The 12,771-nt window shown below is 68.5% G+C and carries 13 protein-coding genes; 8 read left to right on the top strand and 5 right to left on the bottom strand.

Translation table 11 applies throughout. From position 1 onward, the window contains the following. The first annotated feature begins 161 nt into the window (after nt 1–161). From FHY06_RS02190 to FHY06_RS02215, 6 genes are all read left to right on the top strand, one after another. Nucleotides 162–1,118, top strand: coding sequence for a TauD/TfdA dioxygenase family protein (locus FHY06_RS02190; RefSeq protein WP_184603128.1), 957 nt, complete (start codon nt 162–164; stop codon nt 1,116–1,118). A gap of 159 nt (nt 1,119–1,277) precedes the next feature. After that, on the top strand, nt 1,278–1,763 hold the full coding sequence (locus FHY06_RS02195) for a rhodanese-like domain-containing protein (RefSeq protein WP_019652895.1): 486 nt from the start codon (nt 1,278–1,280) through the stop codon (nt 1,761–1,763). Between the two features lie 40 nt (nt 1,764–1,803). Beyond that, nucleotides 1,804–2,718, top strand: coding sequence for a serine O-acetyltransferase EpsC (gene epsC, locus FHY06_RS02200; protein WP_019652894.1), 915 nt, complete (start codon nt 1,804–1,806; stop codon nt 2,716–2,718). Beyond that, nucleotides 2,715–2,984: a helix-turn-helix domain-containing protein gene (locus tag FHY06_RS02205; protein WP_019652893.1), complete on the top strand. Its 270-nt coding sequence runs from the start codon at nt 2,715–2,717 to the stop codon at nt 2,982–2,984. The genes epsC and FHY06_RS02205 overlap by 4 nt, the downstream gene beginning before the upstream one ends. A 64-nt stretch (nt 2,985–3,048) precedes the next feature. Continuing rightward, entirely contained in the window at nt 3,049–3,981 is a 933-nt protein-coding gene (locus FHY06_RS02210; RefSeq protein ID WP_019652892.1) for a family 2A encapsulin nanocompartment shell protein, read from the top strand. Nucleotides 3,982–4,047: 66 nt separating this feature from the next. Next, nucleotides 4,048–5,946, top strand: coding sequence for a family 2A encapsulin nanocompartment cargo protein cysteine desulfurase (locus tag FHY06_RS02215; protein WP_260310101.1), 1,899 nt, complete (start codon nt 4,048–4,050; stop codon nt 5,944–5,946). A gap of 7 nt (nt 5,947–5,953) precedes the next feature. Here FHY06_RS02215 and FHY06_RS02220 read toward each other — a convergent pair whose 3' ends face one another. Continuing rightward, nucleotides 5,954–6,964 (bottom strand): alpha/beta hydrolase family protein, encoded by a 1,011-nt coding sequence (locus tag FHY06_RS02220; protein ID WP_184603133.1) that lies wholly within the window; start codon nt 6,962–6,964, stop codon nt 5,954–5,956. 105 nt (nt 6,965–7,069) lie between these two features. Here FHY06_RS02220 and FHY06_RS02225 point away from each other — a divergent pair, with 105 nt between their 5' ends. Further along, nucleotides 7,070–8,428 carry an NAD(P)/FAD-dependent oxidoreductase gene (locus tag FHY06_RS02225; protein ID WP_019652889.1) on the top strand — a complete coding sequence of 453 codons (1,359 nt, stop codon included), beginning with the start codon at nt 7,070–7,072 and terminating at the stop codon, nt 8,426–8,428. Here the strand turns inward: FHY06_RS02225 and FHY06_RS02230 are convergent. The 3 genes from FHY06_RS02230 to solA form a co-directional block, all read right to left on the bottom strand. Continuing rightward, nucleotides 8,415–9,092 carry an Asp/Glu/hydantoin racemase gene (locus FHY06_RS02230; RefSeq protein WP_184603136.1) on the bottom strand — a complete coding sequence of 226 codons (678 nt, stop codon included), beginning with the start codon at nt 9,090–9,092 and terminating at the stop codon, nt 8,415–8,417. The two genes, FHY06_RS02225 and FHY06_RS02230, sit on opposite strands and share 14 nt — an antisense overlap. Before the next feature lie 7 nt (nt 9,093–9,099). Continuing rightward, on the bottom strand, nt 9,100–10,044 hold the full coding sequence (gene panE, locus FHY06_RS02235) for a 2-dehydropantoate 2-reductase (protein WP_126181667.1): 945 nt from the start codon (nt 10,042–10,044) through the stop codon (nt 9,100–9,102). Nucleotides 10,045–10,115: 71 nt separating this feature from the next. Beyond that, nucleotides 10,116–11,333, bottom strand: coding sequence for an N-methyl-L-tryptophan oxidase (gene solA, locus FHY06_RS02240; protein WP_184603138.1), 1,218 nt, complete (start codon nt 11,331–11,333; stop codon nt 10,116–10,118). A 157-nt stretch (nt 11,334–11,490) separates the two neighbouring features. Between solA and FHY06_RS02245 the strand changes: the two genes are divergently transcribed. Further along, nucleotides 11,491–12,045: an NADPH-dependent FMN reductase gene (locus tag FHY06_RS02245; protein ID WP_019652885.1), complete on the top strand. Its 555-nt coding sequence runs from the start codon at nt 11,491–11,493 to the stop codon at nt 12,043–12,045. A 76-nt stretch (nt 12,046–12,121) separates the two neighbouring features. Here the strand turns inward: FHY06_RS02245 and FHY06_RS02250 are convergent, their stop codons facing one another. Beyond that, nucleotides 12,122–12,769, bottom strand: a complete 648-nt coding sequence (locus tag FHY06_RS02250) for an FMN-dependent NADH-azoreductase (protein ID WP_019652884.1) — start codon at nt 12,767–12,769, stop codon at nt 12,122–12,124. Nucleotides 12,770–12,771 lie beyond the last annotated feature (2 nt).

A 12,771-nucleotide genomic window follows, 5' to 3' on the forward strand; every position in this document is an offset into this window, starting at 1 on the left:
CCAACCTGACCCGATAACCCGCTACGGCGGGTTTTCTTTTGTCAGTTCTCCATGGGAGGCCCGCTTAGTCGGCCCACGCATTAGAAACTGCAAACACCTTCCTTCCTCCCCCACCAGGCGCCTCGCAGAATCTTCCGGATCCCTCCGAAAAAGGACCTCCGATGAGCGCCATTCTTTCTTCCGCAGCCCCCGTGCAGCACGCGCAGGGCCACGAACTCGACATAGTCCGCCAGGCCGGCCACATCGGCGCCGAGGTGCGCGGCGTGCGCCTCTCGGGTGCGCTGCAGCCCGAGGTATTCGGTGCCATCAAGGCTGCACTGCTCAAACACAAGGTGCTCTTCTTCCGTGGCCAGCAGCATCTCGACGATGCCCAGCAGGAGGCCTTCGGTCGTCTGTGGGGCGAGCTGGTGCCGCACCCGACCGTGCCTTCCAAGGACGGCACGCAGTTGCTGGAGCTCGATTCCCGCCACGGCGGCCGCGCCAATTCGTGGCATACCGACGTGACCTTCGAGGTCGCGTACCCGCAGGTGTCGATCCTGCGGGCGGTGGTGATCCCGGCCTATGGCGGCGATACGGTCTGGGCCAACACGGTGGCGGCCTACGAGAGCCTGCCCGACGACCTGAAGGCGCTGGCAGACCGGCTGCGCGCCATCCACGGCAACGACTACGACTACGCCGCCGCGCGCTCGCCGGCCGATCTGGACGAGGAGGGCACGAAGCGATATCGCGATGTGTTCACCCGCCGCCTGCTCGAAGCCGAGCATCCCGTGGTGCGCGTGCACCCCGAGACCGGCGAACGCAGCCTCGTGCTTGGCCATTTCGTGAAGCGGCTGGCCGGGCACTCCACGCATGATTCCGCCCACCTGCTGAGCGTGCTCCAGAGCCACGTGCACCGCCTGGAGAACACGGTGCGCTGGCGCTGGGCCCAGGGCGACGTCGCCATCTGGGACAACCGGGCGACGCAGCACTACGCGATCAACGACTACGGTGACCAGCACCGCGTGGTGCGTCGCGTGACGATCGCGGGCGACGTGCCGTATGGCGTGGACGGCAGGAAGAGCGTGGACCTGACGGCGCCGGCCGTGCGTGCGGCCGAAGCTGCACGGGCTGCAGCCTGATCGCTCCTGAGCCGATCCTGACTTGACCCTGAATCGATCCTTTACAACGGCTGGTTGTTAGAAATCGACTTTTCAGTTGTTTGAGCTTCGGCGCCCCGCTCCTAAAGTGGTGGTTATCGCCACCAAGGCGTATCCAACGCACAACAGGAGCCTCACAGCATGTCAGTGGAAGTTGAAGAAGAAGTCATCGCCTTGCCCGAAGCACTCGAACAGGCGCGCGCCTCGGCCGCCGAGAGCAATCTGCCCTATGCCGGTGGCGTCAGGCCGCCGGTGGCCTGGGACCTGGTGCAGAAGGGCCAGGCCGTGCTGGTTGACGTGCGTTCCGGCGAAGAGCGCAAGTTCGTCGGCCACGTGCCCGGCAGCCAGCACGTGGCCTGGGCGACCGGCACGGCGCTCACGCGCAATCCGCGCTTCGTGCGCGAACTCGAGGCCAAGGTGGCGAAGGACGGCGGCAAGGACGCCGTCGTGCTGCTGCTGTGCCGCAGCGGCAAGCGTTCCGCGCTGGCGGCAGAGGCAGCAGCGAAGGCCGGCTTCACGAACGTCTTCAACGTGCTCGAGGGCTTCGAGGGCGAGATCGATGCGCAGCAGCATCGCGGCGGCTCCGACGGCTGGCGCTTCCACAGGCTGCCCTGGGTGCAGGACTGATCCTGCGGCCCGCAAGACACTTTTCCGGGAGGAACCACAGATGGCCCATTTCGAGGTGAGCGACATCGTTCGCGCACTGCATGGCGTGCGCAACGAATGGCGCGATTCGCAGCGGCGCTCGCGCGAGCCGGGGGCGCGCGAGTTTCCCTCGCGCGACGCGCTCGCGCAGATCGTCGAGTCGCTCAAGGGCGCGCTCTTTCCGATGCGGCTCGGACCGCCGGACCTGCGCCACGAGAGCGAAGACTTCTATGTCGGCCACACGCTCGATTCGGCCCTGCAGGCGCTGCTGGTGCAGGCGCGGCTGGAGCTGAACTTCAACGCGCGCCACGAGCCGCGTCCTGCCAACGAGATCGACGATATCGCCACCGAGGCCGTGCGCCGCTTCGCGAATGCGCTGCCGGGCCTGCGCAGCCTGCTCGACAGCGACGTGCTCGCCGCCTACCAGGGCGACCCGGCCGCGCGGAGCGTCGACGAGGTGCTGCTGTGCTATCCGGGCGTGCTCGCGATGATCCACCACCGCCTCGCGCACGAGCTCTACGGGCTCGGGCTGCCGCTGCTGGCGCGCATCGTGGCCGAGCAGGCGCATGCGCAGACCGGCATCGACATCCACCCGGGCGCGAAGATCGACGCGGGCTTCTTCATCGACCACGGCACGGGCGTCGTGATCGGCGAGACGGCCGTCATCGGCAAGCGGGTGCGGCTCTACCAGGCCGTCACGCTGGGCGCCAAGCGCTTCCCGACCGACACCGACGGCAACCTGCAGAAGGGCCTTCCGCGGCACCCCGTGGTGGAGGACGACGTGGTCATCTACGCCGGCGCGACCATCCTCGGGCGCGTCACGCTCGGCAAGGGCGCCGTCATCGGCGGCAACGTGTGGATCACCGACGACGTGCCGCCGGGCGCGAGCGTCACGCAGGCCAGCCTGCAGAACGCGCCGAAGGCAGGTGGCGTATGAAGGCGTTCGTCGAAGACTTCGGCGTGACCATCCGCCAGCTGCGCGAGGACAAAGGCTGGTCGCAGGAGCAGCTGGCCGAGCGCTCCGATCTCAACCGCTCCTACGTGGGCGAGGTCGAGCGCGGCCGCGTCATCCCGTCGATCGTCACCGCGCAGAAGCTGGCCACGGCGCTGGGCATCAACATGGTCGGCCTGCTCATGCGCTGCGAGCAGCTCGAACAATCGCGCCTCGCGCGAAGGATCAACTTGGCGGCTATAGCCTGTTGAGGGAAAACCCGCGGCCGCCGGACACTGGCGGCCACTTTCTTCTCAACTCACGGAGCCCTGATTCATGAGCGCAACAGTTGGTGGTACCACCGCCCTTGGCGACATCGCCGCAAGACAGCTGGCCAATGCCACCAAGACAGTCCCCCAACTCGAGACCATCAGCCCGCGCTGGCTGACGCACCTGCTGCAGTGGGTGCCGGTGGAAGCGGGCATCTACCGCGTCAACAAGGTCAAGAACCCGGAAGCGATCAAGGTCACCTGCACCTCGCGCGAAGAAGAGAACCAGCTGCCGCGCACCTTCGTCGACTACGAGGAGAACCCGCGCGAGCACTACCTCAATGCCGTGAGCACGGTGCTCGACGTGCACACCCGCATCTCCGACCTCTACAGCAGCCCGCACGACCAGATCAAGGAGCAGCTGCGCCTGACGATCGAGACGATCAAGGAGAACCAGGAGAGCGAGCTCATCAACAACCCCGACTACGGCCTGCTGGCGCAGGTGAGCGAGGAGCAGCGCATCTTCCCGCTGACCGGCGCGCCCACGCCCGACGACCTCGACGAGCTGCTGACCAAGGTCTGGAAGGAGCCGGCCTTCTTCCTCACGCATCCGCTGGCCATCGCCGCATTCGGCCGCGAGGCCACGCGCCGCGGCACGCCGCCGCCGACGGTGAGCCTCTTCGGCTCGCAGTTCATCACATGGCGCGGCATCCCGCTGATCCCGTCGAACAAGGTGCCGGTGGCCGACGGCAAGAGCAAGATCCTGCTGCTGCGCGTGGGCGACAAGCGCCAGGGCGTGGTGGGGCTGTTCCAGCCGGGGCTTTCGGGCGAGCAGGGCCCGGGCCTGTCGGTGCGCTTCATGGGCATCAACAACCATGCGATCGCGTCGTACCTGATCTCGCTTTACTGCTCGCTCGCGGTGCTGACCACCGACGCGCTGGCGGTGCTCGACGACGTCGAGATCGGCAAGTACCACGACTACGCCGACACCTACAAGTAAGCCGCTGTGAGCAGCACTCCATCGATCCCGGGCGAGGCGCCGTTCGACCCGGCGATCCTCGCGCGCATGGCCAGCGCCATGTTCTCCGCACTGCCGGGCACGCCGCCCGAATCGGTGCCCGGCGTGGCGAGCGGGCTGGTGCCGGGCGCGCAGTTCCCGGCCAACGTCGCGCCCGCAGGTTCGCCGCTGGCAAGCCCGGCGGGTTTCGGGCCCAGCGTGCCGGGCACGCCCTTCCCGCAAGGGCAGGTTCCGGGCGCGAACCTCGTGCCGGCATCGCCCACGCAGGTGCCTTCGCTCGCGAACCGTGCACCGGCCCTGGTGCCGCACGCCGTGTCCGGCAACGGTGTGCCCGACAGCGTGCTCTCTGTGGCGCCGGCCTTCGAGCCGCGCTCGGGTGGCACGGTGCAGGGTGTGCCGCAGCTGAACGGGGCGGCGGCACCGCAAGCCGCGGCCTCGTCGTTCTACTTCCTGGAAAACGGCTACGGGCATCCGTCGGCCGGCGCGACCCCCGTGGTCTCGCCCCCCCTCCCGCTTGCGGGAGATGGCTGGGGGGAGGGCCAGCGGACGACGCAAGGTGCGGGGCTGCCCCTCACCCCAACCCTCTCCCCAGAAGGGAGAGGGAGTGAGCCCCGGTTCTACTTCGTCGACGCGGTGCGCCTGCCCAGCGGCTTCGTCACCCCGGCGAAGCCCGACCCTCGAGGCCCCAACGCCGTGCCGCTGGCCGGCAGCGGGCAGCATCCGCCTTTCGACATCCACGCCGTGCGGCGCGACTTCCCGATCCTGCAGGAGCGCGTGAACGGCAAGCAGCTCGTCTGGTTCGACAACGCGGCCACCACGCACAAGCCGCAGTCGGTCATCGACCGCATCTCGTACTTCTACGAGCACGAGAACTCCAACATCCACCGCGCGGCGCATGAACTGGCCGCGCGCGCAACCGACGCCTACGAAGGCGCTCGCGAGCGCGTGCGCAGGTTCATCAATGCGCCCGAGGTGGAGGAGGTGATCTTCGTGCGCGGCACCACCGAGGCCATCAACCTTGTCGCCGAGAGCTGGGGCGGCCAGCACTTGGGCGAGGGCGACGAGATCGTCGTGTCGAACCTCGAGCACCACGCCAACATCGTGCCGTGGCAGCAGCTCGCGGCCGCCAAGGGGGCGAAGCTGCGCGTGATTCCGGTGGACGACTCGGGTCAGGTGCTGCTCGACGAATACCGCAAGCTGCTGAACGACCGCACGAAGATCGTCGCCGTCACGCAGGTCTCGAACGCACTGGGCACGGTGGTGCCGGTGAAGGAGATCGTCGAGCTGGCGCATCGTGCGGGCGCGAAGGCGCTGGTGGACGGCGCGCAGTCGGTCTCGCACATGCGCGTCGACGTGCAGGACATCGGCGCCGACTTCTTCGTCTTCTCCGGCCACAAGGTGTTCGGCCCGACCGGCATCGGCGTGGTGTGGGGCAAGCGCGAGGTGCTCGAAGACATGCCCCCGTGGCAGGGCGGCGGCAACATGATCGCCGACGTGACTTTCGAGAAGACGGTGTTCCAGCCGATCCCGAACAAGTTCGAGGCCGGCACCGGCAACATCGCCGACGCGGTGGGCCTGGGCGCCGCCATCGACTACGTCAACAAGATCGGCATCGAGAACATCGCGCGCTACGAGCACGACCTTCTGGTGTACGGCATGGCGCAGCTCGGCGCGATTCCGGGTGTGCGCCTGATCGGCACGGCGGCCGACAAGGCGAGCGTGATGTCCTTCGTGCTCGACGGCTACACCACCGAGGAGGTGGGGCAGGCGCTGAACGAGGAGGGCATCGCGGTCCGCACGGGCCACCATTGCGCGCAGCCGATCCTGCGCCGCTTCGGCGTGGAGACGACGGTGCGGCCTTCGCTGGCCTTCTACAACACCTTCGACGAGATCGACCGGCTTGTGGCGGTGGTGCGGCGGCTGGCATCGCAGCGGCGCGCGGGCTGAACCCGGGTCAGTGCTGCGTAGCGAGGTGGCGGTCGAAGAAGGCCGTCACCTCGGCGTTGAATGCCTCGTGGAAGGCGGTGCGGTCGAAGCCGGACGCATCGCGGCAGATTTCCGATTTCGCCTGGATTTGCTCGGATGAGCACGGTGCGAGAAAGCCGAAATGCCCGGCTTTCCCGGCCACATGCCATTCGGGGGCCACGGGCAGGTTGCGGCGGACGGCATCCACGCTCTCGGGCGTGACCCCGTCGCCGCCGTAGGCCGATGCCCAGAGCGCGATCGGAATCCTCACGTTCCTCAGGCCCTCGGCGTCGAACAGCGTGCTGAGCGGGTCGGCGATCACTGCGGCCTTGATGCGGGCGTCGTGGGCCAGCGGCGTGGCCAGCAGTTGCCGGAACCTCTGCTTCATCGATCCGCATTCCTCGCTTTCCGGCGCCTTTGCACAGGGGGACGAGGGCAGGGGCGGCAGCCTTTCGAAGTCCGGCTTCGCGCCCGCGAGCACCAGCCCGGTGTAGCCGCCGCGCGAGAAGCCGTAGAAGCCGATCCTGTCGGCCGCGATCCTGTCATGGGAAGGCCAGCGCTGCAGCATGTGGTCGATCAGGCGCTTGATGTCCGTGGTGCGCGTCGCGAGTGCCGATATCTTGTCGTCCGGACCGCCGCGGATCCGGAAGTTGTCGTCGGAATGGCTGATGGCCGCGACGATGAAGCCGGCGTCGGCCAGGGCCTGCGCCGTGTCGTGGTGGCCCAGGAAGGAGCCGCCGTAGCCGTGCGAGATCACGATGAGCGGCAGCGGCGCGTTGCCCGGCGGGAACGGGCAGTCCCGTACGGCCTGGATCGTGGAGGGGCCCAGCCTGATCTCGCCCGCGGGGGCGGCGCAGGGCGTCCATACGCCGCCGCGGATCGCCGGGCCTTCCTGGTCGGCCGGGATCTCGATCGTCGCGAAGCCGCCGGCCTGGGCGAGTGCCGCAGACAGGCATGCGGCGGCGAGGCAGAGGGGGCGGAGAAGCTGTAGGAGGCACATGCCGGCAGTGTGCGGCGCCCCGGCGCGGGCTGCTTAGCAGACTTTGCGGTCCTTGCGGGCCGCCGCGCTATGCTTGCGATTGTTAACATTGTTGCTTGCCATCGCATGTCCTTGCCTCAAGCTAGTTCTTCCGTGTCCCAGGCGGCCGACGAATCCTGCGACGTGCTGGTCGTCGGCGGCGGTCCCGCAGGGTCGACCATCGCCACGCTGCTGGCCCGCCAGGGCCGCAAGGTGGTGCTGCTGGAGAAGGCGCACCATCCGCGCTTTCACATCGGCGAATCGCTGCTGCCGGCGAACGTGGAGCTGTTCGACAAGCTGGGCGTGCGTGACCAGGTCGAGAAGATCGGCATGCCCAAGTTCGGCATCGAATTCGTCTCGCCCGAGCATGAGCACCGCAGCTACGTCGAGTTCGGCGAAGGCCTGGACAAGTCGCTCGACTCCGCCTGGCAGGTGCGCCGCTCCGAGCTCGACGAGCTCCTGTTCCGCAACGCGGCCGCCTGCGGGGCGCAGGCCATCGAAGGCTGCAAGGTGCGCGACGTGGCCTTCGATGCCGATGGCGCCACGGTCCAGGCCGAGATGGACGACGGTGCGCGCCGCAGCTGGCGCGCCCGCTTCGTGGTCGATGCCACCGGCCGCGACACGCTGCTGGCCAACAAATTCCGTTGCAAGCAGAAGAACCCCGACCACAACAGCACCGCGCTGTTCGGCCACTTCACCAACGCAGAGCGGCTGGAGGGCAAGAAGGAAGGCAACATCAGCATCTGCTGGTTTCCGCACGGCTGGTTCTGGTTCATTCCGCTGGCCGACGGCACCACCAGCGTGGGCGCGGTCTGCTGGCCGTACTACCTGAAGTCGCGCGACAAGCCGCTCAAGGAGTTCTTCTACGACACCATCGCCACCTGCCCGGTGCTGGTCGATCGCCTGAAGAACGCCACGCTGGTCGACGACGCGGTGCACGCCACCGGCAACTTCTCGTACTCCAGCACGCACGCCACGGGCGACCGCTACCTGATGCTGGGCGACGCCTTCACCTTCATCGATCCGATGTTCTCCTCGGGCGTGTACCTCGCGATGCACAGCGCCTTCGACGGTGCGGAGCTGGTGGCGACCGCGCTCGACCAGCCGCAGCGCCTGGCCGCGGCGCGCAAGGGCTTCGAGGCGATGATGCGCAAGGGCCCGCGCGAATACTCGTGGTTCATCTACCGCGTGACCAACCCGACCATCCGCGACATGTTCATGCACCCGGGCAACCCCTTCAGGGTGAAGGAAGGCCTGATGACGCTGCTGGCCGGCGACATCTACCGCGGCACGCCGATGCGCGGTCCCGTCGGCATGTTCAAGGTGCTGTACTACCTCATCTCCATCGGCAACATGCGGCGCACCTGGGAAGGCTGGAAGCGCCACCGCTTCAACGTCCGCGACATGGGGATGCTGAAGGGCGAGACGATCCTCAAGGCGGACTGAGCGCCAGGGCCGCCGCGGCCAGCGCCACCGCGTGCGCAGTGCCCGGTGCGGGGCTGCTGAGCACGTCGATGCCCAGGTCGGCGAGCGCGTCGGCCACCGGCGCCATCGAGGCCTGGGCGAGCACAACGACGTCGGCCTCCGCCGATGCCGCGCGGATGGCGCTGGCAAGCGTCTCGATGTAGCGCGCGCTGTCTCCGGCCTCGAAATGCGGCCATGCGCCCTTGACGAACAGCAGGGCCGGCTGGACGGCGATCCCGGCGTCTTGCGCCGCCGAAAGAACAAGCGCCTTGGTCGGCGCCAGCGTGCTTTCGAGTGCCGCGGCGATCAGCACACGCGGCCCGGTGCGAACGGCTTGGTCGGCCATGGCACGGTCGATGCGAAGGGCCCTGAAGGCATCGCCGGTGGGCGTGCGTTCGGCGATGGCGCCGATGGTCGAGCAGGTGCACACCACGACCTTCGCGCCTTTCGATGCGGCTTCGTGCATGGCCTCGTGAACGCGGGAGACGAGCCCGGCGTCGTCGACGCCCACGACGCGCGCATCGGCCAGCAACTCTTCGCGGACCACGTGGCGCACGCGCAAGCCAGGCTCGATCCGTCGCACCAGCCGCTCGAAGGTCGGCACATGGACCTGTGCCGTGTGCAGGAAGGCCAGTGCGTCCTTCATTGGCTCCTCAGGCTGCAGCCGCGGCAGCCTCGCGGGCGCGTCGAGCCTCGTAGGCCTTGAGGTGCACGTAGGCGGTGCGCAGCACGGTGGGCACGGTGGCATTGCCGGGCGCCGCGCGGCTCAGGAGGTCGCCGACGATGTGATCGGCTTCCACGGCAGCGCCGCGAGCCATGTCCTTGTACATCGATGCCGTCATCGGCGAGCCGGCGGCCGTGATGATGGCGCGCCCGCGCTGTACGGCGGGAGCGCGCGGCGCGAAGCCGTTGTGGGCGGCGATGGCGCAGCACTCGTCGAAGATCGACAGCGCCACGTCCTGGCCGCCGGCGGCCACGATGTCGCCGATGGAGGCGTGCATGAGGCTCGTGAGGCCGGCTGCCGAGGCGATGAAGACCCACTTCTCCCACATGTCCTGCGCGATGCTCTCGCTGGCCGTGGCGTCGAACTTCGCCCCGGCGAACCGCGCGGCGATGGCATCGACCCGCGCCGACCGGCCGCCCGCGCGCTCGCCGAAGCTCAGGCCGTGCATGTCGTTGAGATGCAGCACGCGGCCCTCGTCGTCGAGGGTGGCGGAGATCATGCACAGGCCGCCCAGCACGCGCTCGCTGCCGAAGCGCTCGGCGAGCCGGTCGATGTGGCTCATGCCGTTGAGCAGGGGGAGGATCACGGTGTCGGGGCCGACGGCCGGTGCGAACGAGTCCATCGTCGAGTCGAGGTCGTAGGCCTTGCTGCCGACCACGATCACGTCGTAGGGCCCGTCGATGCCGTCGGCCAGCACGTGCTTCGGCGAGGGCAGCTGCAGGTTGCCGAAGGGGCTCTGTATCACCAGCCCGGTCTTCGCGAGCTGCGCCGCGCGGCGCGGGCGCAGCAGGAAGGTGACGTCGCGTCCCGCCTCCAGCAGACGGCCGCCGAAATAACCACCGAGTGCGCCGGCACCCACCACGAGAAATCTCATCGCGCTTCGCTCCTGTATCCGACAGTGAAAAAGATCGGTCGCGATGATGCCCGGGATCGCCCGTGCGTGCTTCAGGCCGCAGCCTTCTCCAGCAGACGGCCGCGGGCAAAGGGCGAGAGGTCGAGCGCGCTGGCGCGGCCCAGCACATGATCCGCGATGGCGTCGCCCAGCCCGGCCGAGTGCTTGAAGCCGTGGCCCGAGCAGGCCGAGACCACGAGCAGGCTGGGCATGCCGTCGAGTGCGTCGATCACGAAGCGGCGGTCTGGCGTCACGGTGTACATGCAGGCGCGTGCCTTCACGGCCCGGCCTCCGATCTGCGGAAAGCGGCCGGCCACGCGCTCGCGGTACATGGCGGCGCTTTCTTCCGCGCTCACGCTGCGGTCGATGGTCGCGGGCGTGGTGGCGTCGACATACTGCTCGGTCGCGACCTTGAGCGCGGGCTGCGCCGGGTCGGAGGCCGGAAAGCCGTACATGTAGTCTTCCGGCCCGTCGCCGAACATCCAGATGAAGATGGGGAAGCGCCCCGGCGCGAAGTCGGCGGCGGCGCTGCCGGTGTCGAACCAGTGCATCACCTGCCGGTGCACGGAGAAGTCGGCCTGCCAGTCGGTGCGCGCCTGTGCGCCGAGGAAGGCGGGCAGCCAGGCACCGGCCGCGACCACGACGCGGTCGGCGGTGAAGCTCGCGGTGGCGGTGCGCACACGCAGCACGTCGCCGCTGCCTGTCGGCTCGACGGCTTCGACTCGCTCGCCGGTGATCGTCCGTGCGCCCGATGCGCGCGCAACGTCGAGCTGTGCGCCGATCGCCTCCTCTGGCCGCACGAAGCCGGCCTCGTACTCGAAGTAGCCGATCTCGTCGCCCTGCAGCCTGAACTGCGGAAAGCGCGCACGGATGCCGGCGGCGTCGAGCACCTCGTGCGCGATGCCGAATCGCTCGGCGCAGGCGATGGTGCGGCGCACGAAGTCGGACTTGCCGTGGTGCTCGGCCACGCGGTCGCGCGGCGCGAGGATCAGGCCGCCGGTCGTGGTCATGAGCGACTTGCCGGTGCGCGCCTCGAGCTCGCGCCAGATGGCATGCGAGCGCTGCACGAAGGGCACGTATTCGTCGCCTTCGCCCACGGCCAGCCGCGTGATGCGCGAGTCGCCGTGCGAGGAGCCCTGGTCGTGCGGCGGGGAGAACTGGTCGATGCCCAGCACGCGCGCGCCGCGTTGGGCGAGCTGGCAGAGGGTGGCGGCGCCGAGCGCGCCGAGGCCGACGACGATGACGTCGTGGTGGGAAGATGAATGGGTCACTGATGCGTCCTGCGCCTGGAGGGAAGCCCGGATGGAAACGGAACGTGTCATCTTGACGTCGATCGGCCGCAAGCGGATGAACTTTTCCAGAAAAGGTCATGGGCGCTTCGCATAATCGGGCTCGTCATTCCGACCCTCTCAACCAAGGAGCACATTCATGGCCCAGACCCGCATCGCCGTCATCGTCGGCAGCCTGCGCAAGGATTCCTACAACCACAAGCTGGCCCTCGCCCTGGCGCACCTCGCGCCCTCGGACTTCACCTTCGAGAGCCTGCGCATCGACGACCTGCCCCTGTACAACCAGGACGACGACGGCAACCAGGCTGCGTCGGTGAAGCGCCTGAAGACCGAGATCGCGGCCGCCGACGGCCTGCTGTTCGTCACGCCCGAATACAACCGCTCCATTCCCGGCGTGCTGAAGAACGCCATCGACCATGCCTCGCGCCCCTACGGCCAGAGCGCCTGGGCGGGCAAGCCGGCCGGCGTGGTCGGCATCTCGGTCGGCGCCATCGGCACCGCGCTCGCGCAGCAGCACCTGCGCAACATCCTCGCCTACCTCGACGTTCCCACGCTGGGCGCGCCCGAAGTGTTCCTGCAGGCCAAGGACGACCTGTTCGACGACAAGGGCCACATCGGCAACGAAGGCTCGAAGAAGTTCCTGCAGGGCTGGATGGACAAGTACGTGGCCTGGATCAAGAGCCACTCGGCCTGATCGGCGCCTGTACCCTGCGAAAGCGAAAAAGCCGCCCGGCAAGGGCGGCTTTTTTCGTTGCGGGCGGCGATGCCGGTCAGGCGGCGATCGCTGCGCTGCGCTGGTTGGCCGCTTCGGCCGTGGTCGCCAGGATGTCGGCGCGGGCGGCGGCCAGGGCCTTGTTGCGGGCCTCGTCGCCCATCGCCAGGCCTTCGGCGCGCACGAAGCGCACGTCGGTGATGCCGAAGAAGCCGAAGATCACCTTCAGGTAGCTCTCCTGGTGCTCCATCGCCTGGCCGCCTTCGCTGGCCGAGTACACGCCGCCGCGGCTCAGGGCCACGATGACGGTCTTGCCGCCGGCCAGGCCCACGGGACCCTTCTCGGTGTACTTGAAGGTGCGGCCGGCCTGCGCGAGGCGGTCGATCCAGGCCTTGAGCTGGGTCGGGATCGAGAAGTTGTAGAAGGGCGCGCCGATCACGACCACGTCCGCCGCGAGGAACTGGCTCACCAGCTTTTCGGACAGGTCGTTCTCGCGCTGCTGGGCCGGGGTGGGCTGGGCCTGCACGCCCGTCTTGATGCCCAGCGCGTCGGCGCCGAAGTGCGAGGGGGTGTCCACGGCCAGGTCGAGGTACTCGACGGCGGTGTCGGGATGGGAGGCACGCCATGCGGTCACGATTTCGGCCGAGAGCAGGCGCGAGGTCGAGTTGGTGCCGAGGATGCTGGAGTCGATGTGGAGCAGCTTCATTT

This window comes from Variovorax atrisoli (assembly GCF_014195185.1).
Lineage (GTDB): Bacteria > Pseudomonadota > Gammaproteobacteria > Burkholderiales > Burkholderiaceae_C > Variovorax > Variovorax atrisoli.

What these genes read in the sequence shown, in the direction of transcription:
- FHY06_RS02190 (WP_184603128.1), top strand. Translation starts at nt 162, where the DNA reads ATGAGCGCCATTCTTTCTTCCGCAGCCCCCGTGCAGCACGCGCAGGGC.
- FHY06_RS02195 (WP_019652895.1), top strand. Translation starts at nt 1,278, where the DNA reads ATGTCAGTGGAAGTTGAAGAAGAAGTCATCGCCTTGCCCGAAGCACTC.
- epsC (WP_019652894.1), top strand. Translation starts at nt 1,804, where the DNA reads ATGGCCCATTTCGAGGTGAGCGACATCGTTCGCGCACTGCATGGCGTG.
- FHY06_RS02205 (WP_019652893.1), top strand. Translation starts at nt 2,715, where the DNA reads ATGAAGGCGTTCGTCGAAGACTTCGGCGTGACCATCCGCCAGCTGCGC.
- FHY06_RS02210 (WP_019652892.1), top strand. Translation starts at nt 3,049, where the DNA reads ATGAGCGCAACAGTTGGTGGTACCACCGCCCTTGGCGACATCGCCGCA.
- FHY06_RS02215 (WP_260310101.1), top strand. Translation starts at nt 4,048, where the DNA reads ATGGCCAGCGCCATGTTCTCCGCACTGCCGGGCACGCCGCCCGAATCG.
- FHY06_RS02220 (WP_184603133.1), bottom strand. Translation starts at nt 6,964, where the DNA reads ATGTGCCTCCTACAGCTTCTCCGCCCCCTCTGCCTCGCCGCCGCATGC.
- FHY06_RS02225 (WP_019652889.1), top strand. Translation starts at nt 7,070, where the DNA reads ATGTCCTTGCCTCAAGCTAGTTCTTCCGTGTCCCAGGCGGCCGACGAA.
- FHY06_RS02230 (WP_184603136.1), bottom strand. Translation starts at nt 9,092, where the DNA reads ATGAAGGACGCACTGGCCTTCCTGCACACGGCACAGGTCCATGTGCCG.
- panE (WP_126181667.1), bottom strand. Translation starts at nt 10,044, where the DNA reads ATGAGATTTCTCGTGGTGGGTGCCGGCGCACTCGGTGGTTATTTCGGC.
- FHY06_RS02245 (WP_019652885.1), top strand. Translation starts at nt 11,491, where the DNA reads ATGGCCCAGACCCGCATCGCCGTCATCGTCGGCAGCCTGCGCAAGGAT.
- FHY06_RS02250 (WP_019652884.1), bottom strand. Translation starts at nt 12,769, where the DNA reads ATGAAGCTGCTCCACATCGACTCCAGCATCCTCGGCACCAACTCGACC.